This is a genomic window from Nocardia sp. NPDC050175, assembly GCF_044459885.1.
In the GTDB taxonomy this organism is placed as follows: domain Bacteria; phylum Actinomycetota; class Actinomycetes; order Mycobacteriales; family Mycobacteriaceae; genus Nocardia.
Genome location: NZ_JBITJI010000015.1, coordinates 94,505 through 116,339 on the forward strand (window position 1 = coordinate 94,505; position 21,835 = coordinate 116,339).

At 66.3% G+C, this 21,835-nt stretch carries 13 protein-coding genes and 2 pseudogenes; 7 read left to right on the top strand and 8 right to left on the bottom strand.

Going from position 1 to position 21,835, the window contains the following annotated elements:
• Positions 1–317: 317 nt before the first annotated feature.
• Positions 318–899 carry a TerD family protein gene (locus tag ACIBK2_RS37935; protein ID WP_396974950.1) on the top strand — a complete coding sequence of 194 codons (582 nt, stop codon included), beginning with the start codon at positions 318–320 and terminating at the stop codon, positions 897–899.
• A 9-nt stretch (positions 900–908) separates the two neighbouring features.
• Here the strand turns inward: ACIBK2_RS37935 and ACIBK2_RS37940 are convergent, their stop codons facing one another.
• The 5 genes from ACIBK2_RS37940 to ACIBK2_RS37960 form a co-directional block, all read right to left on the bottom strand.
• On the bottom strand, positions 909–1,574 hold the full coding sequence (locus ACIBK2_RS37940) for a serine protease (protein WP_396974738.1): 666 nt from the start codon (positions 1,572–1,574) through the stop codon (positions 909–911).
• 97 nt (positions 1,575–1,671) lie between these two features.
• On the bottom strand, positions 1,672–2,538 hold the full coding sequence (locus ACIBK2_RS37945; protein ID WP_396974740.1) for an alpha/beta fold hydrolase: 867 nt from the start codon (positions 2,536–2,538) through the stop codon (positions 1,672–1,674).
• Positions 2,538–4,574: a M3 family metallopeptidase gene (locus ACIBK2_RS37950; RefSeq protein WP_396974742.1), complete on the bottom strand. Its 2,037-nt coding sequence runs from the start codon at positions 4,572–4,574 to the stop codon at positions 2,538–2,540. The genes ACIBK2_RS37945 and ACIBK2_RS37950 overlap by 1 nt, the downstream gene beginning before the upstream one ends.
• A gap of 150 nt (positions 4,575–4,724) precedes the next feature.
• Positions 4,725–5,051, bottom strand: a complete 327-nt coding sequence (locus ACIBK2_RS37955) for a helix-turn-helix domain-containing protein (RefSeq protein WP_396974743.1) — start codon at positions 5,049–5,051, stop codon at positions 4,725–4,727.
• Positions 5,051–5,428 carry a type II toxin-antitoxin system RelE/ParE family toxin gene (locus ACIBK2_RS37960; protein WP_396974745.1) on the bottom strand — a complete coding sequence of 126 codons (378 nt, stop codon included), beginning with the start codon at positions 5,426–5,428 and terminating at the stop codon, positions 5,051–5,053. The genes ACIBK2_RS37955 and ACIBK2_RS37960 overlap by 1 nt, the downstream gene beginning before the upstream one ends.
• Before the next feature lie 479 nt (positions 5,429–5,907).
• Here ACIBK2_RS37960 and ACIBK2_RS37965 point away from each other — a divergent pair, with 479 nt between their 5' ends.
• From ACIBK2_RS37965 to ACIBK2_RS37975, 3 genes are all read left to right on the top strand, one after another.
• Positions 5,908–7,824 carry a nitrate- and nitrite sensing domain-containing protein gene (locus ACIBK2_RS37965; RefSeq protein ID WP_396974747.1) on the top strand — a complete coding sequence of 639 codons (1,917 nt, stop codon included), beginning with the start codon at positions 5,908–5,910 and terminating at the stop codon, positions 7,822–7,824.
• Positions 7,825–8,078: 254 nt separating this feature from the next.
• Positions 8,079–8,492, top strand: a complete 414-nt coding sequence (locus tag ACIBK2_RS37970; protein WP_396974749.1) for an MmpS family transport accessory protein — start codon at positions 8,079–8,081, stop codon at positions 8,490–8,492.
• Between the two features lie 56 nt (positions 8,493–8,548).
• Positions 8,549–11,389: an RND family transporter gene (locus tag ACIBK2_RS37975; RefSeq protein WP_396974952.1), complete on the top strand. Its 2,841-nt coding sequence runs from the start codon at positions 8,549–8,551 to the stop codon at positions 11,387–11,389.
• A 3-nt stretch (positions 11,390–11,392) separates the two neighbouring features.
• Here ACIBK2_RS37975 and ACIBK2_RS37980 read toward each other — a convergent pair whose 3' ends face one another.
• Positions 11,393–12,109, bottom strand: a complete 717-nt coding sequence (locus ACIBK2_RS37980; RefSeq protein ID WP_396974751.1) for a spermidine synthase — start codon at positions 12,107–12,109, stop codon at positions 11,393–11,395.
• Between the two features lie 151 nt (positions 12,110–12,260).
• Positions 12,261–13,280 carry an alpha/beta hydrolase gene (locus tag ACIBK2_RS37985; RefSeq protein WP_396974753.1) on the bottom strand — a complete coding sequence of 340 codons (1,020 nt, stop codon included), beginning with the start codon at positions 13,278–13,280 and terminating at the stop codon, positions 12,261–12,263.
• Positions 13,281–14,225: 945 nt separating this feature from the next.
• Between ACIBK2_RS37985 and ACIBK2_RS37990 the strand changes: the two are divergent.
• The 3 genes and pseudogenes from ACIBK2_RS37990 to ACIBK2_RS38000 all read left to right on the top strand — a co-directional run.
• A pseudogene (locus ACIBK2_RS37990) lies at positions 14,226–14,720 on the top strand (AMP-binding protein); the annotation flags it as partial.
• 102 nt (positions 14,721–14,822) lie between these two features.
• Positions 14,823–16,292, top strand: a pseudogene (locus ACIBK2_RS37995) (amino acid adenylation domain-containing protein); the annotation flags it as partial.
• A 78-nt stretch (positions 16,293–16,370) separates the two neighbouring features.
• The gene (locus ACIBK2_RS38000; protein ID WP_396974954.1) at positions 16,371–20,960 is read left to right on the top strand and encodes an amino acid adenylation domain-containing protein; all 4,590 of its coding nucleotides are present in this window, start codon (positions 16,371–16,373) and stop codon (positions 20,958–20,960) included.
• Between the two features lies 1 nt (position 20,961).
• On the opposite strand, the gene ACIBK2_RS38005 is transcribed toward ACIBK2_RS38000, so the two are convergent.
• Positions 20,962–21,630 carry a lysophospholipid acyltransferase family protein gene (locus tag ACIBK2_RS38005; RefSeq protein WP_396974755.1) on the bottom strand — a complete coding sequence of 223 codons (669 nt, stop codon included), beginning with the start codon at positions 21,628–21,630 and terminating at the stop codon, positions 20,962–20,964.
• Positions 21,631–21,835 lie beyond the last annotated feature (205 nt).

Below are 21,835 nucleotides of genomic sequence, written 5' to 3' on the forward strand. Positions count from 1 at the left end.
GCGGGCGACGCACCGTCGTCGATGCCGTTTGCGGGTGCGCGTCGGTGGTGATTCGCCGGACGTAGCCGAAAGTCGGGGGTTGGATTCGATATTTGCGGGGTATGCGGCCGGTAACGGGCTGTTTCGGACTCGGTTGGCAGGGATGCGGGCCGAGTCCGTGGTGGCAGCGGTCGAAAAGATGCCCCGGCCACGTCAATGGTGACGAGCCGCTCGACGGTGAGCAGGCGCGACGGGAGCTATCGTCGGCCGAACGCGGTTGAGCCCGGGCAAGTTTCGAGATAGTCAGGCGTTGCGGTAGCTGGATACCGTGGTCGCCCCTGAGAAAGGGGACACGGTTGTCCTTTCCGTTGCAGAATCCCGATGGCACGTTGCCCGAGCATGTCGCGGTCTCGTTGGGTTGGGATCCGTCCGACGAAGCCCTGTGGGTCGACGACGACGGCACGGTCACACCCGGCGGCAGGGTCGACTTGAATTCGGCGGCTTTGCTTTTCGCGGGCGAAGTCCTGTTCGACGCCGTCTACCACGAGCAGCTGGTCTCCCGCGACGGATCGGTCTCGCACAGCGGCGACAGCCCGATGGGCGACGGCGCGGGCGACAACGAGGTGATCACCGTCGACCTGACCCGGCTGGCGCCGGAGGTGACATCGGTGATCTTCCTCGTAACCTCGTACTCCGAACAGAGTTTCGCGCAGATCGAGAACGCGTACTTCCGCCTCCTCGACACCACGTCCGGTGCCGAGATCACCCGATACGTGCTGAGCGGTGGCCCGCACACCGGCCTGGCGATGGGCAAACTCGTTCGGACACCGCAGTGTTGGTACTTCGTCGGGATCGGTGAAGGCCTCTACGCCCATCACGTGGCCGAAGCGGTCCCGCAGCTGGCGCGATTCCTGCCGTAGCCCGAAACGTCAGAGTGGTTGGTACCCGGCGCCGATATCGCCGCGCGCGTTCAGATCGTTCATGATGGCGCTGATGTTGGTGCCGACCTCCGGTCCGAAGCAGCCGACGCCGAGATAGGCGTTCACCATGCCGACCAATGTGCTGCCGATCACTACCGGTGCCCCGGAATCGCCCTTCATCACACACATTTGGGTCCAGGTCTCGGTGGCGGTCGCGCGCACATCGCCCCAGACGACACCGCAACTCGTCCCGCTGGTGCTGCCGCGCTTGCACACGACATTCGGGAAGGAGGCGGGTCCGCCGAGTCCGGTGATGGTGGTGCCGCCGACCTGGTTCACCGGAGTCACTCGCGCCGAATCGAATTCGATGACCGCGTAGTCCAAGGTGTGATCGGAGTAGACGAACCGGCCCACCGCCGCACCGTCGGGATCGCCTTCGACGACCACGGTCGCGCCCGGCTGCCCACAGTGTCCGGCCGTCAAGCCGACCAGCCGTTGCGCGCTGTCCCGGCCGATGGTTGTCAGCGTGCACCCGACATGCGAGTCGACCAGGATGCCGGAACCACCCCCGACGGTCGGCGGGACATTGTCCGTTTGCGCTGCGGCGGAGGCGGTCCCGAGCGCCACGGCGGCGGTGGCGGCGGCAAAGACGAGTGCGGTTCGTGTCACGAGCATGACTCCTCTGGTCGATCTCCCGGTACCGGCTGGCCGGGTCTTCGCGTCATTCCCGCGTTGCGCGTTTCCAAACAGGCTACGCCACAATCGAATTCGGCTAGGCGTTATCGATAGCCAACAGCTTTCGAGCACCGGCGGCGAAGGCTTCGGGGTCCTCGAGTTGCGGATAGTGGCCCAGGCCGGTGAGTTCGAGCACCGTGGCCGCGGGGCGCAGCGCGCGCAGTCCGTCGAGGACGGCCACGGTGGCCACCGGATCCGCAGTGCCCCACAGCAAGCCGAGCGGTTTGGTCCAGTCGCGGACCGCGCCGTGCCACCGGTCGGCGTAGGTCACCCGCTCGTCGAGATAGGCCGTGAGCAGGTGCGCGATCCGATGACCGGCGTCGTGCGAGAGCAGTTCCCACTGCGCCCGAGCCTCGTTCGCCGTCAGCGGGTGGGCTGCCGAAAACAGTTGGGCGAACTCGCGAGTGAAGACGGGGCGGTTCGCCAGCCGTGCCGCCACCGGCCCGAGCGGGCCGCGCAGGATCTGCTGAATCGGGCGCAGCGACGCCTTCTCCAGGATCACACTGCCATTGCTCAGCACCGCGCGTTCGAGGGTGCAGGTCAGCGAGCCGTCGAGGTCCCTGGCGAGCAGTTCGGTGGCGACGGAGGTGCCCATGTCGTGCGCCAGCAGGACGATCGGGTCCGTCGTGGTGGCGGCGAGCACCTCCTCGACGATGTCGGCCTGCTCGAACAGGCTGTAGTGGTGCGGGCGCGGCTTCTCCGACAGGCCGAAGCCGAGGAAATCTATGGCGAGCCAGGCCCGGCCGCCGAGCCTCTCGACGACCTCACGGAAGTCGTAGGAGCTGGACGGATAACCGTGCAGCAGCACGACGGTCGGCCCGTCGCCTGGCGCGGAGCGGACGAACACCGAGCCGGCTCGCGTGCGTAGCCGGCGCCCACCGTCGCGCCACTCCTGCACTCGCATCAGCTGATCAGTCCTCGGCGGGTCAGGAGCGGCTCGATCTGAGGCGCGCGTCCACGGAAGGCTTCGAAGGCGACCAGCGGGTCGACCGATCCGCCGCGGGCGAGCAGTTCGCGCCGGAATGCCGTGCCCTTCTCGCGGATCGACGCGGCACCGTCGTCGAACCAGTCCACCGTGTCCGCGTCCAGTACCTCGCTCCAGATGTAGGAGTAGTACCCCGCGGCGTAGCCACCCGCGAAGATGTGGGCGAAGTAACCGGTCCGGTAGCGCGGCGGGATCGCCTCGATCGCGAGGCCCGCCTTCCGCAGGGCCTCCTCCTCGAACGTCTCGGCGTCCGTCCCGGCCAGCGCCTCGGCCCCGGGTACGCGGTGCCACGCCCAATCCAGCAGCGCCGCACCGAGATACTCGACGGTCCGGAAGCCTTCGCCGAACCGTTCGGCCGCCGACATCCGCTCGACCAGTTCGGCGGGCATCTGCTCGCCGGTGTCGATGTGCTTGGCGTAGTTGGCCAGTACCTCCGGCCAGGCCATCCACATCTCGTTCACCTGCGACGGGAACTCGACGAAGTCGCGGGGCACCTCGGTTCCGGAGAAGAACGGGTACCGGACATCGGAGAACAGGCCGTGCAGTGCGTGCCCGAACTCGTGGAACAGGGTCCGGACGTTGTCCCAGGTGAGCAGGGCCGGTTCGCCGGTCGGCGGCTTCACGATATTGAGGTTGTTCACCACCACCGGCAGCTCGTCCAGCAGCCGGGACTGGCTGACCAGTTCGTTCATCCAGGCGCCGCCGTGCTTCGACGGCCGGGCGAAGAAGTCGCCGAGGAACAGTCCGAGTGCGCTGCCGTCGGCGTCGAAGACCTCGAAGACGCGGACCTCGGGGTGGTAGCCGACCAGGTCGTCGCGCTCGCGCAGCGTGATGCCGTAGACCTGTTCGGCGGCGAAGAACACGCCGTCGCGCAACACTCGCTCGAGTTCGAAGTAGGGGCGCAAGGCCTCGGCGTCCACCGAGAACCGCTCGGCGCGCACTCGCTGGGACCAGAATTGCCAGTCCCACGAGCGGAGTTCGTCGTCGGCCCGCATTGCCGACGTCAGCTCGGCGGCCTCTCGTTCCGCGTTGGCCACCGCGGGCGGGACCAGGCGTCCGAGCATCTCTTCGACTGCCTCGGGGGTCTTCGCGGTCTGGTCGGCCACGGCGTAGGACGCGTGGTCGGGGTAGCCGAGCAATGCGGCGCGTTCGGCGCGCAGGGTGGCGATGCGGACGGCGAGGCTGCCGTTGTCGAGGTCTGGGGTCAGCCCGCGTCCCAGCGAGGCCGTCATCACGCGGCGGCGCACGTCCCGGTCGGCCAGCTGGGCGAGGACGGGCTGGTTGGAGACGTTCTGCAGGCTCAGCGCCCAGGCGTCCGCGCGGCCGGCCGATCGGGCATTCTCGGCCGCGGCGGTCACCGCCGCCGGGCTGAGTCCGGCCAGTTCGTCCTCGGTGTCGAGGACCACCGTCGCGGCGTTCCTGGCAGCCACATTGTTCTGCCCGAACTCGGTTGTCGCCGCGGCGATTTCGGTGTTGAGCTCGCGCAACCGGGCCTGACCCGCGTCATCCAGCCCGGCGCCGGCGCGGACGAACCGGAGGTGATACTGCTCGACCAGCCGCAGTTCCTCGGCGCCCAGTCCCAGCTCGGCGCGGCGTCGATAGAGCGATTCGACCTTGGCGAACAGCGCGGGATCGAGATAGATGGCGTCCCGGTGCGCAGCCAACTTCGGGGACATCTCCGCCTCGATCGCATCGGTGCCCGCGCTGGAGTCCGACGACGCGATATTGAAGAAGACATTGGACACCCTGGTGAGCAACGCCCCCGAACGTTCGAGCGCCTCGACGGTATTGCCGAAGGTCGGCTCCTCATCCACGGCCGTGATCGCAGCGACCTCACCCAGCTGCTCCGCCATGCCACGCTCGAACGCGGGCACATAGTGCTCCTCGCCGATCTCGGCAAACGGTGGCAACTGGTAGGGCAGCGCGCTGCGCTCGAAGAACGGGTTGCTCGTCATACCCGAAACCCTATGCCGGATCGGTGTCCCGCCGCCGGTGGAATGTGCGCTTCGAGCTGCTGCGGCAGCATGATTACGCGGCGCCGCACCAGCTGCTCGAGTGCCTCGCGCTGTGTGCGCGCCACCGGCGATCAACGGGCTGGCGGTCGGCTACGCCGCGCTGGTGTGCGGCGTGAAGCTGACCTGTGCGTCATCCTCGTCGATCGCGATATTGAGCGATGCATCGAGGGCGCGCGCCAGTTTTGCCAGCAGTGGGAGAGTGGGGACGGCATCTGCCCCCTCGATCCGGGAGATCTTTGCCTGGGTGAGTCCCGCGCGGTGGGCAAGCTCGGTTTGCGTCAAGTCGAGCTCGGTGCGGCGAAGGTAGACGGCCTCGGCCAACGCCATCGACAGTCGGATCTCCTGCCGTACCTCGGTGACAGCCGCAGATTCGGTCAGCTCGTCATCGTTTCGCCTCGTCCATCGACTGTGTGTCATCACAGCTCTCCTTTTTCGATCACGCGAACGAACTCGTCATGTGCTGGGCCATGTTCGGCCTCGCACACCATTCGCGCACGGATGGCACGCTTCACCTCAGCGTCCTCCCGGTCCTTGGTTTTTCGGAATGTCGTGAGTAACACGATCGTGCGGTCGGACCGGAACCAGTAGGTGATCCGGGTTGCGGCCCCATCGAGCGTCGGTCGTAACTCACGCACACCCTCGCCTAGATGGCGTGCGAACGGTTCGCCCAGTGTCTGAGCGCGCTCGGCGAGCAGGCCAACATATTCGTCAACCTCGAGGAAGTGCTTAGCGGGCAGCAACTCCAGCCAGTCCCGCACTTCTGGCTCGATCTCGATCGAGAACAGCGGCTTCACTCCAACAGTCTATATGTCGTTGGCGACATATGTGCGTGGGGATGCACTAGCTGGGGTGAATTTGCGGCTGTGGGCTCGTCGGCTGCACGACTGCACGACTGCGCGGCGGTGAACGGCTCGTCGTGGACTGCGTCGCCTCCTTCGGTCACCTCACAGCCGTCGATCCGGCGTTGTGAGGTTGTCGACATCTCGAAAAGGGTTGATTACCAGTGTGTTTAGAAATGTAACGAGTGGGGTGTTTGTCCGGATTTTCGTTGACAGGGGGTGGGGGTGGGCGGAGGCTGCTGCTGACTTTCCGTGTGCTCTGCGTGGGGCGATCGCGGTGTCGATCAGAGGAGCAGGTTGTGCGTTTGCCTCAGCGTTCGGAAATTCTCGGTGGCAGAACGGAAGTTGTTGCCGGAGTTGGCGGTGCGCGCAGCAGAATCGTGCGGCCGCGCACAATCCGCGGTCAATTGAGTCGGATTCTGATTGTTTCCTTGGTGCTGGTTTCGGTGTTGCTCGGCGTGATCGTGGTCCGGGAAGTCGGGTCGTATCGGCAGAGTGGGGACACTGTGGCGGGGGTTTCGCTGGCGCTGGCCGTGCAGGATCTGGTGCAAGAGGTGCAGCGGGAGCGCGGGCTGAGCAATGGGCTGCTCGGTGGCGATGCTCGGCTGGAGAAGTCGGTCGCCGACCAGCGGGTGAATACCGATCGGGCGTTGAACGCGCTCGAAAGTGGCATCGGTGATACGCCGGGTGCGGCCGAATTGCGTTCGGCGCTGGACAGATTCGCCGCGCTGGCCAACACTCGCTGGCAGATCGATGGTCGGCAGATCAGCAGGCAGGTGGCCTTCCAGTTCTATACCGACGGCATCACCGTGTTGAATCGCCTGACGCTCGGGCTGGATTCGGCGCGCGACTCGGAGGTCAGGCACGGACTGCGGGCGCTGTACGCGCTGGGCGACACGAAGGAACAGACGGCCAAGGAGCGCGGCTTCCTCAATGGTGTCTTCGCCGCCGACGAGTTCCGAGTCGACGAGTACGGGCAATTCCAGGAGATCCGCGCCGCCAAGACGGCCGGTCTCGCCGCATTCGCCCGCGACGCGACCAGTCGGCAACAGCAACTGCTCGATGCCGCGTTGCGTAGCGAAAACGCCACCAAGGCAGCGGAATCGGAGAAGATCGCGATCGCGTCGTACGCGGGGCCGCTGCTGCGTTCGGTGGATCCGGTGACCTGGTGGGCGCAGATGACGGCGGTCATCGATGAGCAGCGCAGGGTGCAGCAGGCGATCGGCGACGACGTACGCCAGCGCGCGGTGGTGCAGCGCAAGCAGGCCGCGTTGATCCTCGGCGGCGTGCTGCTCGCCGCGCTGATCGCGGTAATCGCCGAGGTGACAATGGTTTTCGTCAGTGTGCGAGCGATCGTGCGTCCGCTGGCCATGCTGGCGTTCGAGGCCGACGACGTGGCCGATCGCAGGCTGCCCGGCGTCATCGCGGCCTGGCACACCTCCGACCAATCCCAGCCGCCGCCGCCGGAGCCGGTGCGCGCCGCGCCGGGCGCGAGCACCGAAATCACCGCGCTGGCAGCGGCATTGGACGGCGTGCAGAGCACCGCGTTCACCTTGGCTTCGGAGCAGGCACTGGTCCGGCGCAATACCGTCGAGTCGCTGGCCAATCTCGCGCGCCGCAACCAGAACCTGGTCCGCCGCCAGCTCAGCCTGATCAGTGAATTCGAGCGGCAGGAACTCGATCCCAAGAGCCTGTCCAACCTGTTCGAGCTCGACCATCTCGCGACCCGCATGCGCCGCAACGCCGAGAACCTGCTGGTGCTCGTCGGCGAGGCCAGCCCGCGACGCTGGGCGGAGCCGATCGCGCTCACCGACGTGATCCGGGCCGGACTGTCCGAGGTGGACGACTACCACCCGGTGGTGGTGCACCGGGTGGACGACGTCGCGATCGTCGGCGGGGCGGTCACCGCGCTCGCGCACATGCTCGCCGAGCTGATCGAGAACGGACTGGCCTTCTCACCGCCGGACCTCGACGTGGAGATCTATGGGCGGATGCTGCCGACCGGTTATCTGCTCGCCGTGGTCGACCACGGCATCGGCATGCCCTCGGACCGATTGGCCCAGGCCAACGCCCGTTTGCGCGGCGAACAGGACTTCGTCGTCGCGCCGACGCGGTATCTCGGGCACTACGTGGTCGGGCGGTTGGCGCGGCGGCTCGGTATCGAGGTCGAGCTGACTGTGTCGCCGGTCAGCGGGATCGTCGCGCGGCTGCATCTGCCCGCGGAAATCATTGCGGGAGAAAAGGATCGGCGGGCGCCCGAGGGTGACGGGCCGACCGTTGCGGCGTTGCCTACTGCGGCGGAAACCGCTGCCGACGGGCGGGTGCCCAACGGGATGATTGTGCACCGCTAGCCGGTCACCGACCCGGGTTTCAGGTCAAACAGCGTGGTCAAGGGCCTGACGCTGGCATAAGTATGCCGTATGACATATTGCCGACCTGCGATGGTGTCTGTTACCGTGCGTCACGGCAATATACCGCCCTCGGCAGATCTCCGTGACTGTCGAATCGGCAGCCGACGTGTTGGCGAAACGAGGCCCGCACCGGAGTACCGCGAACTCTGCGGGACAAAAGGACAAAAGGACTCGAACAGATAGCGGAGACCGTTATGAAGAGTGCTTGGGTATACGGCGTTGTATTCCTGGTTCTGGGTGTGACCGCGATATTCATCGGCCGGTTGCGATTGAGCGAGATTCCGGACTTGGCGATCGGGCATTCGAGCGCGCCGCCGGTGCTGGGGCGGCCGAGTGAGAAGGTCGTCGACTATGAGATCGACGGCCCGAGCGGAATGCCGGTACGGCTGTCGTATCTGGATGACCAGGGCAACGTCAAGGATGTCTCGACCGATTTGCCGTGGCGGACTTCGTTGCGTACCCACCGACTGACGATGCCGACGGGAGTGGTCGCGCAATCGGAAGCCGACCGAGTCTCGTGCCGAATTGTCGTCGATGGGCACGCTCGTGATTCGCAGGTGTCGAGCGGGCGGTTTGCCGCCGTCAACTGCGCGGTACCGGTGTCATGAGCATGCCGCAGTGGAGAACGCGGGCTTCGATGCGCGCGCGTGCGGTGCTGGTCAGGATGCGCGCGGAGCTGTCGGTGCCGTTCAACAGGACACTTGCGCGGCGTGCGCCTGGTCGACCGTTGCCGGCGCGGCTGCTGTACCTGTTTTCGTTGCCGATCATCGCGGTGTGGTTGCTGGCCGCCGGTGGGCTCAATCTTTTTGTCCCGCAACTGGAAACAGTGGTCAAGGGACACGCGCAGTCATTTCTGCCGGACCAGGCTTCCTCGGTGCAGGCGATCGTCAAGATGGGCAATTCTTTCGGTGGGTCGGGGACGAACAATTTCGTCTACGTGCTGCTGGAGGGGGACATGCCGCTCGGCAATGACGCCCACCGCTATTACACGACGCTGCTGGATCGGCTGATTCAGGACAAAAAGCACGTCAACTCCGCGATGGACCTGTGGTCCAACCCGAATTTCTCGCCGGCCAGTGAGAGTTCGGATGGGAAAGCGTCCTATGTGCTGCTCAATCTGGCCGGGAATATGGGCACCGCGTTGGCCATGGAGTCCACCCAGGCGGCCAGGGACATCATCGCCGATACGCCGCCACCGCCGGGGATCAAGGTGCACCTGACGGGGCCCTCCGCGGTCGTCAACGATGAACTCGTCGCGATCAGCGATTCGATGCTGTTGCTCATCGTGGTGTGTGCGGGGTTGGTCGGTGCGGTGCTGCTGTGCGTCTATCGCTCGCCGATCACTGCGGCCATGCCGCTGCTGACGGTCGGGATGGGTTTGGCGGTGGCCAGGCCGGTGGTCGCCTACCTCGGCGAACACCAGGTGATCGGTGTCTCGATCTTCGCGTCCGCGTTGCTCGCGGTGATCGTGCTCGGTGCTGGCACGAACTACGGGATCTTCCTGCTCGGTCGATATCAAGAGGCCCGGCGTGCGGGCGAGGACCCGGAAACCGCGTATTACACAGCGCTGCACGGGGTTCTGCACATCATCGTGGCCTCGGGTTTGACGGTCGCGGGCGCGACGGCCTGCATGTCCATCACCAGGCTCGCGATCTTCAGCACCTCCGGCCTGCCGTGCACGATCGCGGTGAGCGTGACCCTTGCCGCCGCATTGACCTTGGGGCCCGCGTTGTTGGCGCTCGGCAGCCGCCTCGGTTTTCTCGAGCCACGCCCGCAGTCGTCGCAGCGTCGGTGGCGGCGGATCGCGACATCCGTGGTCCGCTGGCCGGGACCGGTGCTCGTTGCCGGTCTCGCCGTGCTGGTGCTGGCGATACTCGTGCTGCCGACTTTCCGGCCGAGCTTCAACGAGCGCATCGCGCAACCCAGCGATTCCCTGGCGAACCAAGGGATTGCGGCGGCGGACCGGCATTTGCCGCCGAACATCATGGCGCCGAGCCTGTTTCTCGTCGAATCCGATCACGATCTGCGCAACCCGGCGGATCTGATCGCGCTCGCCAAGCTGACCAACGCCGTCTTGCAGGTGCCCGGAGTCAGTGCGGTACAAGGCATTACGCGGCCGTTGACCACTCCGCTGGCAGAGGGCACGCTGACCGATCAGGCGGGCTACATCGGCAACCGCTTCACCCAGCTGAAGAGCATGCTCACGCCGCGGCTCGATGACCTGACCGGTCTGGCGGGGCGCATCGATCAGTTGAATCTCACGATCAAAGGGGTGCAGACCGCGCTCGATACCGGGGAGCAGGGGTTCGCGCAGGTGAACAGCAATGCCGTCGCGTTGCAATCGGCGGTCGGCGGCGTGGTCGAGAAGCTCAACTCGCTACGCGATACCGCCGAGCCCGCACGGCAATTCGTGACTGCGATCCCGAATTGCCAAGAGGTGCGGCCCTGTCAGGCGGCGGTCACCGGGTTCTCGTTGTTCGACGATGTGGGGCAGCTCGACAGTACGGTCGACGGGCTCGTCAGCGGTGTTCATGCTGCGTCGCAAGCACTTCCGCAACTCGGCGCGCAAATCGCGAGCCTGCGGGATTTCATCGGTCAGGTGAACGGTGTGCTCGCGCCGCTGCAGGGCACGCTGAATATTCTGTTGCCGCAGATATCCGAGATGACCCAGTTCCTGGACGAAGTCGGTAAGGGCTTCACCGCGGGCGATCCCGACGGGTTCTTCTTCCTGCCGAGCCAAGCGTTCGACAGTCCGCTGTTCAAAAGTGCGCTGCCGTTCTTCTTTTCGCCGGACGGCAAGATGACGCGGATGGTGGTGACGCCGCAGATGGAGGGGTTCAGCCGGGAGGCGATGGATCTCAGCGCCAAGATCATCCCGGCGTCGTTGCGGGCGATGAAGGGTACGTCGCTGGCCGGAAGTACGGTCAGCGTCGGCGGTCCCGGTGGCACGCTGCTCAATATCGAAGCCTTCGCCCGCGAGGACTTCATCACCAGCGTGGTCGCCGCGTTCGCCTTCGTGTTCTGCGTGGTCCTGATCCTGCTGCGCAGCCTGGTCGCGGCGGTCGCGGTGATCAGCACCGTCGCGCTGTCCTACCTGTCCGCCCTGGGGCTGACTGTCCTTATCTGGCAACACATCATCGGCAATCCGCTGCACTGGTCGGTGGCGCCGGTGTCGTTCATCTTCCTGGTCGCCGTGGGCGCGGACTACAACATGCTGCTGGTGAGTCGATTCAAAGAGGAACTCGTGGCCGGGGTCAATACCGGCATCATCCGTTCGATGGTCAATACCGGCGGGGTGGTCACCACCGCGGGGCTCGTCTTCGGCGTGACGATGTTCGCCATGCTGGTCAGCTACGCGCACAACATCGCCCAGATCGGCACCACCGTCGGCATCGGGCTGTTCCTCGACACGCTCATAGTTCGCTCGTTCGTCGTGCCCGCCATCGCGGCGCTGGCCGGTCGCTGGTTCTGGTGGCCGATCAATATCCTCCGGATTCAGCGATGAAGGTCAGGATCTGGTGGCGAGGTAGATCGTGTTGGTCGACCGGCCCCGGGTGAGCGGGTTGTCGAACGGCACCTGTTCGGCTGCGACGTCGGTGAAGACGGTTTCCAGGACCGACAGGAATTGCTCGTCAGGGGCGTCGTCGGACCACAGAGCGAAAGTGCCTTGCGGGGCAAGGAAATTGGATAGGGCCCGCAGACCGTCCTGGGTGTAGAAAGCGGTGTGCGGGTCGTGCAGCACGTGGCGCGGTGAGTGATCGATGTCGAGCAAGATCGCGTCGTAGGTTCGCCCGGGACTCTCCGGATCGAAACCCACCGTGCCCGTCGCTGCGGCGAAGAAGTCGGCGCGAACGAGGGCAACTCGACTGTCCGCAGCCAATCCGACTGTGTCAGGCAGCAAGTCGCGGCTGTGCCAATCGATCACCGCATCCGAATACTCGACAACAGTAAGGTTCCTAATCCTGTTGTCCCGCAGTGCTTCCTGCGCGGTATAACCCAACCCCAACCCGCCGACGATCACATCCAAATCCGCCCCCTTGGTGCGCGCCAACCCCAACCGCGCAAGCTCACGCTCCGCCACAGTGAACAGACTCGACATGAGATACTCATCCCCGAGCTTGACCTCGAAAACATCAATACGCGCAGTCGGCTCGAACCGCCGCCGCAAACTGATCTCCCCCATAGCCGTCTGCTGCCAGCCGAGTTCCTCGAAGTGTGCGCTCATCGCAGTGACGATAGGCCCTGCCCAAGGTCCGTTTGCGCAGGTTGAACAACGCGAGCCCCGGGTCGCCGACTTCGCCTGACCCCACGCGTGCCGATGAGTGACACGAAAACGGGAGGAGTCCGATGGACTCCTCCCGTTCAGTGATCACCGATCAGTGTGGCAGTTCCATGCCCTGGGCGAGCATCGGCCACGAATTGTGCAGTGCCTCTTCCCAATACGGCCAGTAGTGGGTGCCGACGGGGTTGAACTGGTAGGTCGCCGGGATGTTCAGCGAGTCGAGCCGGTTCTTCAGGTTGTTCGTGCAGCCGTTGACGGCGGCCTCGATGATCACGCCGAGGCTGAGGTTGAGCGCGCCGGAGGGGCCGGGCGAGCTACCGAGGTAGTACTTGACGTCGTCCAGCACCGGGATGCCGCTGCCGCTGGAGACGTAGAGCAGGGTGCCGCGCAGCTTCTCCGCGTTGATCACCGGGTCGTTCTCGGCCCACAGCGGGCTGTCGTCGGGACCGTACATGTTCTTGGTGTCGCCACCCGCCCAGGTCTCGGTGGCGAGCTTCACGAACTGCTTGCCCGCCGGGTCGGCGATCTGCGCGCAGCCGCTGTACGCGGCGACGGACTTGAACAAGCCGGGCTTGGCCTCGGCCAGCTGCAGCACCGAGGTGCCCGAGGTCGACAGGCCGGTCAACGCGTTGCGGCCGGTGGACTGCAGCGTCTTGTCCAGTAGCGGCGGCAGTTCTTCGGTGAAGAAGGTCTTCCACTTGTTCACGCCGAGCGCCGGATCCGGCTCGAGCCAATCCGTGTAGTAGCTGCCGCGGCCGCCGATCGGCTGGATGACGTTGACCGACTTGTCGGACAGATACTCCAGCGCCTTGGTCTGCGCCTGCCAGCTGGCGGTGCCCTCACCGCCGTCGAGGCCGTTGAGCATGTACAGGTTCGGCGCGGGCTTGGACTCGTCGGCCGGACGCTGCACGTCGATCGCGACGTCGGTGCCCATCGCGGCGGAGTAGACCTTGAGGTGCCAGGTGCGTCCGTCCTTGGTGATGGAGGAGACGGCCGACGGTTTCTGCGGCTCAGCCGACGCGGTCCCGCCGAGCAGGCTCACGGACAACGTGGCGGCGAGCGCGACAACGGTGGTGCGCAGCGTGGCGGTGCTGCGTAGTGCGGTGAGCTTCATCGAACATGCATCTATCTAGTACTCCCTATCGGCTGTGCTTCGACCGGCGCGGGCCGCCCCAATCCCCACACAGTGCGTCTTCCGCAGCGGCAAAACTGTTACACAACAGCGCCGCTGAGTGACTGTACCCACGTCGGCGGCCGCGCCGGGTCTCGGCGCCGGAACCGAGACGCTCGGCAGTGGACTCGCCCGCCCGCGGCATCCCGGCGTGCGCAAGACTCGAGCTGAAAGGCCCCGACTGTGTTTTGCACGAGTGTGCTATCAAGTGGATTGATCGACGTAATCAAATCATCATAGAATCCTAATTATATCCAAATGGTATATGTGGGTTGAGTCACGGGGTTGCCCTGTAATCTTGGGTATGGCAAATGGTAAGCAATGGGGCTTGCATGGAAGTGTTAGTAAATAGGACGTAGGCCGTTAACCTGATTCGGACGTGATCGCGCACGTCAGCCTGTCCAGTGGCTGCGGGGGAGCCGGTCCGGGGTGATCGTGGTAGGTGGCGGTCGAGACCAGGACTTGGTTAACTGGCGGCGGTCGGCCCGACTGTCCGCGATGAGCCATGACGCGCTGAAGCCGGATGGCACTCCGGTGCCTTTTCGGTGCAGAATCCAAACCATTCCGGATACTATTTCAAGGAAAGAGCTATTGAGTGGCTACTTTCAATTGGAAGACCCAGTGTGCGGTAGTAGGTCGGTTTCGTGATAGGAATCCGACGGTTGGGGGCGACGGCGACGTCACCGACCCGAAAAAGTCTCCGTGTCGTGAACTGGTCAAGTGACCAATAACCGGCGATGCGCTATGAGCAATCTGCTGGGGTAAAGCAAATGTGTAGGGGAGATAGGTGTGACGGATAACGCGTCCGGGCCGGTGCGACAACCAGTGCGCACACGACCGGTGCATACGCGACGGCTCAAGGCAGCGATCCTGCCGCGGCTGTTGGCGGTGGCGGCGGAGGCCGATCCCGACGGTGTCGCCGTGGCGCTGCCGGGCGCGGTGCTGCGTTATCGCGAGCTCGACGAGGTGTCGTCGCGGTTGGCCCGGCTGCTGATCGGGCGCGGCGTCGGGTCGGGGGACCTCGTCGCCGTGGCCATCGCCGCGCCGATCGGGGCGGTTTCCGCGATGTGGGCGGTGGCGAAGACCGGCGCGGGTTTCGTCGTGGTGGACGCGAACGCACCGGCGGAGCAGGCCGAATACCTGCTGTCCGATGCGCGACCGGCGCTCGGTCTGACGGCGGGTACGCCGTGGCCTGGATCGAGCCGGAATTCCGGCTCGATCCAGTGGCTGACGGTCGACGAGGCCGGGGTGCTCGCCGAGCTCGCTCAGCTGTCGGGCGATCCGGTGACGTACCAGGATCGCTTGCGTCCCATCCAAGAGGACGACATCGCCTATGTGACCGCAGGGTCGACGGGCATCTTCGACGCGGTGCCGGTGACCCAGGCGGAGGTCGCCACGATCGGCGCGCAGCCGGATCATCACCTGCCGGAACCACTCCGCGAGTTCTTCGCCACCGTGTTCCCGCGTGCCACGTCGCCCAGGCTGGACCTGACGCTCACCGGGTTGTTCGACAGCGTGGTGGCGGCGCACCCGAACGCGACCGCGGTCAAATTCGGCACCGAGACACTGACCTACCGCGAATTGGATGTCCGGGCAAACAGGCTGGCGCGCAAGCTGATCGCGCTCGGCATCGGTCCGGAAAAGCTGGTGGCGGTGGCATTGCCCCGATCGCTGGACCTGGTGGTCGCGCTGGTCGCGACGGTCAAGGCCGGGGGCGGCTATCTACCGGTCGATCCGGCGTATCCGGCGGACCGGATCACCTACCTGCTCGCCGACGCCGATCCGGCGTGTGTGGTGACAGAGCCGGGCAGCACGCTGCCCACCACGGCACCCTCGATCACGGTGCACGACAGCGACTTTTCGGATGACGCTCCGCTGACCGACGCGGACCGGATAGGCGCGCTGCGCGGGGACAACCTCGCGTATGTGATCTACACATCCGGGTCGACCGGCCGTCCCAAGGGCGTTCAGATCCCGCACCGCAATGTCGTGGCGCTCTTCGCGAACACCCGCTCGCAGTTCACCTTCGACCATCGTGACGTGTGGACGATGTTCCATTCGTACGCGTTCGACTTCTCCGTGTGGGAGCTGTGGGGACCGCTGCTGCACGGCGGCACGTTGGTCGTCGTGGACTACGAAACGTCGCGAGCGGCCGACCAATTCCTGGAGCTGCTGCGCGACGAGCGGGTGACCGTGCTCAACCAAACCCCCTCGGCGTTCTATCAGCTGGCCGAGGCGGATCGCGCATTGTCGGCGGACACCGATCTCGCCGCATTGTCGTTGCGGTACATCGTGTTCGGCGGCGAGGCGCTGGAGTTCGGCCGACTCGATGATTGGCGCGCCCGCCACAGCGAGACGCAGCTGGTGAACATGTACGGCATCACCGAAACGACCGTCCACACGACCATGCATCGGGTCTCGGCGAGCAACCGCAGCGTAATCGGCACTGCCATACCGGCTTTGCGGATCTGGGTGCTGGACGACCGGTTGAATCCGGTACCGACGGGAGTATCGGGCGAGATCTACGTCTCCGGTGTGCAGTTGGCGCGTGGCTATCTCGGCAATCCGGGATTGACGGCGGGGCGGTTCGTGGCGAATCCCTTTGTCGCGGACGGATCCCGGCTGTACCGCTCCGGCGATCTGGCCTCGTGGAACTCCGACGGTGATCTCGTCTACCTGGGACGGGCCGACGATCAGGTGAAGGTGCGCGGCTTCCGCATCGAACTCGGTGAGATCGAGGCCGCCGTCCTGGCTTCGGCGTCGGTTCGCCAGGTCGCGGTCGTCGTTCGCGAGGACGTACCGGGTGACCAGCGGATCGTGGCGTATCTGGTCGGGCAACCCGAGGTGGCGACGTTGCGCACCGAGGTGGCGCGGGTGTTGCCCGAATATATGGTGCCGTCGGCGTTCGTTGTCGTCGACGCGATACCGCTGACCGCGCACGGCAAGCTGGATCGCAAGGCGCTACCGGCGCCGGTGGTCGAGACCGCGGTGTTCCGCGCGCCGGAGAACGCCACCGAAGCAGCGGTGGCCGAGGTGTTCGGGTCGGTGCTCGGCGTCGGCCGAATCGGCTTGGACGACAACTTCTTCGCACTCGGCGGCAACTCGCTGCTGGCCACGCAGGTCGCGGCCCGGCTCGGCGCGGCGTTGGACGCGCGGGTGCCCGCGCGACTGCTGTTCACCGCCCCTACGGTGGCCGCCCTGGCCGCCGAGGTCGGACGGCAACTCGGCACCGGGCGCCAGGCCTTGGTGGCCGGGCCGCGGCCGGAGCGGATCCCGCTGTCGCTGGCACAGCAGCGCATGTGGTTCCTCAACCAGTTCGATCGGGAATCGGCGGTCTACAACATCCCCATCGCGGTGCGGCTGACCGGCGACCTGGATGTCGCGGCGCTGCGCCTGGCCATCGGCGACGTGATCGCCCGACACGAGATCCTGCGCACGGTGTACCCGCAGCACAATGGTGTTGCCTACCAGTCGATCCGGCCCGTCGAACAAGCCGTCATCGACCTCGTACCGGAAGTAGTCGAGGTGGCCGACGTGCTGCCGCGGACTGTCGAAGTGGCATCCGCCGGGTTCGACGTAGCGGTGGAGATTCCGTTGCGGGCCAGTCTGTTCCGGGTCGACACGGACGCCGAGACCGAGCACGTGCTGGTGTTCGTCGCGCACCACATCTGCAGTGACGGATGGTCGATGGCGCCGTTGACCCGCGACGTGATGGTCGCGTATGCGGCCAGATCGGCTGGTACGGCCCCGGATTGGGCGCCGCTGCCGGTGCAGTACGCCGATTTCAGCATCTGGCAGCGCGAGTCACTCGGGGCCGAGACGGATCCGGACAGCCTGATCTCGCGTCAGGTCGACTACTGGCGTACCGCGCTGGCCGACCTGCCCGACGAGCTCGCGCTGCCCTTCGACCGTCCGCGCCCGCCCATGCGGTCGTTTGCCGGTGGGCACGTGCGGTTCTCGATCGACAGCGACGTACAGCACGGACTGGCCGAGCTCGCCCGTGCGCACAACGCGACGGTGTTCATGGTGCTGCACACCGCGTTGGCGATCTTCCTGGCCCGGTGGTCGGGGACCGACGACATCGCCGTCGGCACAGCAGTCGCGGGGCGCGGCGAGTCCGAACTCGACGCGGTGATCGGCATGTTCGTCAACACGCTGGTGCTGCGCGCCAGGGTCACCGGGCAGCAGGACTTCGGTGCGCTCCTCGAGCAGGTGCGCGAGGTCGACCTGCGGGCGTTCGAGCATGCCGATATCCCGTTCGAGCGGCTGGTGGAATCGCTGAACCCGGATCGGTCGACGGCGCGTAACCCGTTGTTCCAGGTCGGGTTCGTCTTCCAGAATCTGCCGGATGCCACCTTCGAGTTGCCCGGATTGCGGGTCGCCGCAGTCGATTTCGAGCCCGGTATCGAGAAGTTCGACCTGTCGCTGGCGATCCGGGAGACGACCGCGGGCCTGGCCGCGCAGTTCTCGTTCGCGCGAGAGCTGTTCGACGAAGCGACGATTCGGGTGCTGGCGGACCGGTTCACGCGGTTGCTCGCGGCGATCGTCGCACGGCCGCACCTGCCGGTGGGGGATCTCGCGTTGCTGGCCGACGACGAGTACGCCGCGCTCACCCGGGTCCACCCCGAGGCGACGGCAGGCGTGGCGATGCCGGATCTGCTGCTCCGCGGGATGCGGTGGGGGCGCGACCGTATCGCGGTGCGCGACCAGGGCCGATCGATCACCTACGGTGCACTCGACGAGTATTCGTCGAAGCTGGCGCGGTTCCTCATCAGTCTCGGCGTCGGTCCGGAACGTCTTGTCGCGCTGGCCTTCCCGCGCTCATGCCAGATGCTGGCGGCGGTGCTCGCGGTGACCAAGGCCGGTGGCGGGTATGTGCCGGTCGATCCGGCCTATCCGGTGGATCGGGTGCGGCATATGGTGACCGATTCGGCGGCCGTGATCGGCCTGACCACCACCGAGTACGTCGATCGCCTGCCCGATGAGGTGACCTGGCTGATGCTCGACCACCCGGCAATCCAGACGGTGTGCGCCCGGCGCTCCGCAGCGCCGGTCACCGATGCCGACCGGATTGCCCCACTGCGCCTGCACAATCCGGCGTACCTCATCTACACCTCCGGTTCGACGGGTGTGCCGAAGGGTGTCATGGTCACCCACGCCGGGCTCGCCGGGTTGATCGACCACACGGTGAGTGCGCTGGAACTCGAGTCGAATCACCGTCTGTTGCACTCGATTTCGCCGAGTTTCGATCCGGCGGCATTCGAGTGGTTGTGTACGTTGTCGGTCGGCGCGACATTGGTCGTCCTGCCGCCCACCGTGATCGGCGGGCCCGAGTTCGCGGCGGTACTGCGCGACGAGCAAGTGACGCACTGCAGCGCCACCCCGGCGGTGCTGAGCACCGTCGATCCCACCGGCGTGCCGACCGGGACCTTGTTGGTCGGCGGCGATGTCACGACACCGGAGTTGCTGGCGAAATGGCAGCCGGGCCGACGGTATATCAACGCCTACGGCCCGACCGAAGCCACCATCGCCGTGACCCTCGGTGCACAGACCGCGGGTCGTGACATCACCATCGGCGGGCCGGTGCCCGGCGTATCCGCGTTGGTGCTGGATGCGCGGTTACATCCGGTGCCGCCCGGTGTCACCGGCGAATTGTATTTGGCCGGAGCGAACTTGGCCCGCGGCTACCACGCGCGCGCCGGACTCACGGCGGGTAGGTTCGTCGCGAATCCATGGGGCGAACCGGGTGCGCGCATGTTCCGCACCGGCGACCTGGTGCGCTGGAACGCGCCGCCGGAACAGCGGGCCGACGCCGCCACTTTCGCGCGAGTTCCCTGGGACCTGAAGTACGTCGGGCGCTCGGACTTCCAGGTGAAGATCCGCGGCTTCCGCATCGAGCTCGGCGAGATCGACGCGGTGCTGAGCGGGCACGAGGACGTCGGGTTCGCGGTCACGATCGGACACGAAACACCCACCGGGGAAACGGTTCTGGTGTCGTATGTGCGCGCGGTGCCCGGGCGCGAGGTGGACGCGGATCGGCTCACCGAGTACGCCGAGCGCAGCCTGCCACGGCATATGGTGCCCGCCGCGATCGTGCCGCTCGACGAGATTCCGCTGACACCGGTCGGCAAGCTGGATCGAAAGGCGTTGCCGGAGCCGACCTTCGCGGCCGCGACCTTCCGCCCGCCGGCCACCCGGACCGAGGAGACAGTCGCGGAGGTGTTCGCGGAGGTGCTCGGAGTCGAGCAGGTCGGCGCCGACGACGACTTCTTCGGCCGGGGCGGCACGTCGTTGCTCACCCTCACCCTGCAGCACGCGCTGTCGGCTCGACTCGGCCTCGAGCTGCCGGTCGCTACCCTCTTCAGCGCGTCCACCGTGCGCAGCCTTGCCGCCCGCATCGATGGTCAGGACGTCCCGGTGCACAGCCCGGCCATGATCACCGCCGATGCCGTACTCGGACCGGAGGTTTCGAGCGCAGGCCTCGAACCGATCCATCCGGGTCCCGCCCGCGACGTGCTGTTGACCGGCGCCACCGGCTTCGTGGGGGCCTACCTGCTGCGAGAACTGCTCGACCGCACCGACGCCGTCGTCTGGTGCCTGGTGCGTGCCGACAGCATCGATGCGGCGCGCGACCGGGTCTACCAAGCGTTGCGGCGCTACCAGCTGTGGGGCGACCTGCCCGAGGCCCGAATCGTGCTCGTACCAGGCGATCTCGCCGAACCGTCGCTCGGACTGTCCGAGACGTCCCACGCCTGGCTCGCCGAGCGGATCGACGTCATCTACCACAACGGCGCCCAGGTGAACCACCTCGAGCCGTACCCTCGCCTGCGCGCCGCCAACGTCGAGGGCACCCGAGAAGTGTTGCGCCTGGCGACAACTCAACGGGTCAAGCCGGTCCACTTCGTCTCCACGATCAACACGGTGATCTCTGCCGTCCAGCCCGGTGCGCCGGTCGACGAGGGCACCCGAATCAGTGCCGACGAACTGCCCGCGCAGGGGTACATCGCGAGCAAATGGGCGGCGGAGCAACTGGTCCTGCAGGCGGCCGAGCGCGGTGTGCCCGCCCGGATCTACCGCCCCGGGCTGGTTTCCGGCGATCTGCAGGTCGGCGTCAACAGTGCCGACGACTCGTTCTGGAACATGATCCGCGCGGCGGCCATCCTCGGCATGGCACCCGACGTCGGCGCCGCGACGATCTCGCTGGTGCCGGTGACCTACGTGGCCCGCGCCATCGTGGAGATCTCCCTCATCGCGACCCGCGATACCGCGTACCACCTGGTCAACGAGACCCCGCTGGCGATCCGCGACATCTTCGAGAGCCTGCGCGCACACGGCCTGCCCATCGCGACCGAAACACTGGAAACCATCCAGCTCCGCCTCGCCGACGAGGCCAACGCCCGCTACCTGGCCGGTGACGACTCCCTGGTCCGTGCCGCCCTCCTGGGCGGCAACTACGCGGCGGGCGCGGCCGACCTCGCGGTGGATTGCGCGAACACCAGACGAGCCCTCGCCGGGAGCGCGATCGTCTGCCTGCCGATCGATGCGAGCGTGCTCGACACCTATATCGGTGCCTTCATGAAGTCGGGATTCCTGCCGACCCCGATCGGCAGCGCCAACGAATAGGTCACTCCACGACGCGCAGGGTTTCGATCTGCTGGCGTAGGTAATCGAGCAGTTTCTCGGGGTCGTCGAAGTCGGCGGGGTCGATGGGGTCGCCGAAGTGGATCGTCACCTGTTGGCTGCGGTCGAAGGCGGGGCCGGTGCCGCGCGTGCGGCGCGTGGGCAGTACCCGGTCGGTTCCGGTCGTCCCTACGGGGATGATCGGAACCCCGGTTGCCAGCGCTAGTTTCGCGACGCCTGGCTTGTAGGGTTCGTGCTCGTCAGGGGCGACGAGCCGCCCTTCCGGATAGATGAGCAGGACGCCGCCGTGGCGGAGGATCTGTTCGGCCTGGGACAGCGCGGACCGGCCGGATTCGCTGTCCCGGCGCAACACCGGGATCTGGCCGAGCCTGCGCACCAGCCAGCCCACCACGGGCCACGACCACAGTTCCGCCATGGCGATGGCGACGGCTCGGCGCCGCAGCGCGCCCCAGAGGAAGACCGCGTCCAGCATGGAGATGTGATTGCCGGCCACGATCACCGGGCCGGTCTTCGGCACAGTTTCGCGGCCGATCACGGTGACCCGCACGACATTCGACCAGGCCAGCGCGCGCAGCAGGCGGCGGACCAGTTTCGTGGTCACCCACGCACGCTTGCCGAGACCCTTCGGCCGCCGGACCGATTCCTCGTTCATTGCTACCCCCACACGATTCGGCACTCCAGCCCTCGAACCAGCCTACCGACGGCTGGCCGCCTCGACCTCGGCGAGCGCGAGAGTCGCGTCTTCGCCTGATTCCCGGGAGTCGCCTCCAGCGGTGTGGCTTTTCGTCGGGAGCCATATCGGAACAGTTCCACCCCCTATTGCTTCGAGATCCGACCCCGGATGCGGAGTCGGCGCA

Bases quoted from the DNA above. Each gene is read 5' to 3' on its own strand.
- ACIBK2_RS37940 (WP_396974738.1), bottom strand. From the start codon at position 1,574: ATGCTCGTGACACGAACCGCACTCGTCTTTGCCGCCGCCACCGCCGCC.
- ACIBK2_RS37945 (WP_396974740.1), bottom strand. From the start codon at position 2,538: ATGCGAGTGCAGGAGTGGCGCGACGGTGGGCGCCGGCTACGCACGCGA.
- ACIBK2_RS37950 (WP_396974742.1), bottom strand. From the start codon at position 4,574: ATGACGAGCAACCCGTTCTTCGAGCGCAGCGCGCTGCCCTACCAGTTG.
- ACIBK2_RS37955 (WP_396974743.1), bottom strand. From the start codon at position 5,051: ATGACACACAGTCGATGGACGAGGCGAAACGATGACGAGCTGACCGAA.
- ACIBK2_RS37970 (WP_396974749.1), top strand. From the start codon at position 8,079: ATGAAGAGTGCTTGGGTATACGGCGTTGTATTCCTGGTTCTGGGTGTG.
- ACIBK2_RS37975 (WP_396974952.1), top strand. From the start codon at position 8,549: ATGCGCGCGGAGCTGTCGGTGCCGTTCAACAGGACACTTGCGCGGCGT.
- ACIBK2_RS37980 (WP_396974751.1), bottom strand. From the start codon at position 12,109: ATGAGCGCACACTTCGAGGAACTCGGCTGGCAGCAGACGGCTATGGGG.
- ACIBK2_RS37985 (WP_396974753.1), bottom strand. From the start codon at position 13,280: ATGAAGCTCACCGCACTACGCAGCACCGCCACGCTGCGCACCACCGTT.
- ACIBK2_RS38005 (WP_396974755.1), bottom strand. From the start codon at position 21,630: ATGAACGAGGAATCGGTCCGGCGGCCGAAGGGTCTCGGCAAGCGTGCG.